Origin of the sequence: Kitasatospora sp. NPDC093558 (genome assembly GCF_040683475.1) — a bacterium.
Lineage (GTDB): Bacteria > Actinomycetota > Actinomycetes > Streptomycetales > Streptomycetaceae > Kitasatospora.
Window position 1 is genome coordinate 1 of the sequence record NZ_JBFBDY010001426.1, and the last position, 1,002, is coordinate 1,002.

The window sequence follows — 1,002 nt, forward strand, 5'->3', positions numbered from 1 at the left end:
CCATCGCGGCCACCGCCGCCGTCAGGGGCAGGTGCGCGAGCATCCACTGCACGGTCGCGGGCGGTGTCCGCCGCGGCTCGCGGTGGCCGGCGAAGTCGAAGTACGTCCACCAGGCGCCGAAGCCCGCCACGACCGCGACCAGGCCGACCGCCAGGGTGAGCGCGTCGACCGGCTCGGCCGCGAGCCCGGTGACGACGCCCGTCACGGTCTCGCCCAGGACGATGATGATCAGCAGGCCGAACCGCTCGATGAGCGCGTCGGTCACGGTGAGCGCGACCGCCCGCACCGGTGCCGCCCGCAGGACCACGGCGGCGAATCCGGCCAGGTAGGCGACGTCGAGCGCGCCCCAGGTCCACACCCGCGCCCCGGCGGGCAGCAGCGCACTGGTCCCCAGGGCGATGGCGCACACGGCGGTGCCCGCGACGAAGAGCCGGCTGGAGCGCCGGTACTCGGGCACGTCCCCGCGCGCCGCCAGCGCCCAGAGCACGGCCAGCACCGCGAACAGCACCCCGGCGGCGACGGCGAAGTCCGCTCCCCGGGCGCCGCCCGCAGTCGGGATGAACGCCCCCAGCGGGACCAGCACCAGAATCTGCCCGAGGAAGGTGATTCGCGCCCGGGCGTCCTCGTGGCCGTGCAGCTCGTGGTGCAGGCTCCCGTTGACCCAGGCGATCCACACCAGCCCGAAGACCGCGCCGTACTCGCCGATCCCGCGCCAGGTCAGCCGCCCGGCGAGGTGGTGCGCGGCCTGGGCCACCAGGACGACCACGACGAGGTCGTAGAACAGCTCCAGCGGCCCGACCACCCGTTCGCGCGGCTGCTCCCCGTGGGCCCGCGGCGGTTGCCAGAGGCGCTGGCGCAGACGCCGCAGCATCGGGTTCGGGCCGGGGTCGGGCATCGCGCTCACTCAGGTCTCGGCGGGGCGGCTCAGGTGTAGAAGAACACCGGCCCCCGGACGCCCCTCGATCAGCCCCTCGGCAGTAAGGACCCGGAGCGCCTGCCGGA

General features: G+C 75.1%; 1 protein-coding gene. It reads right to left on the bottom strand.

Annotated elements, in window-relative coordinates:
• Positions 1–895, bottom strand: an 895-nt coding sequence (locus tag AB0O00_RS41515; RefSeq protein WP_363659833.1) for a low temperature requirement protein A, incomplete at its 3' end; no start/stop codon positions are given.
• Positions 896–1,002 lie beyond the last annotated feature (107 nt).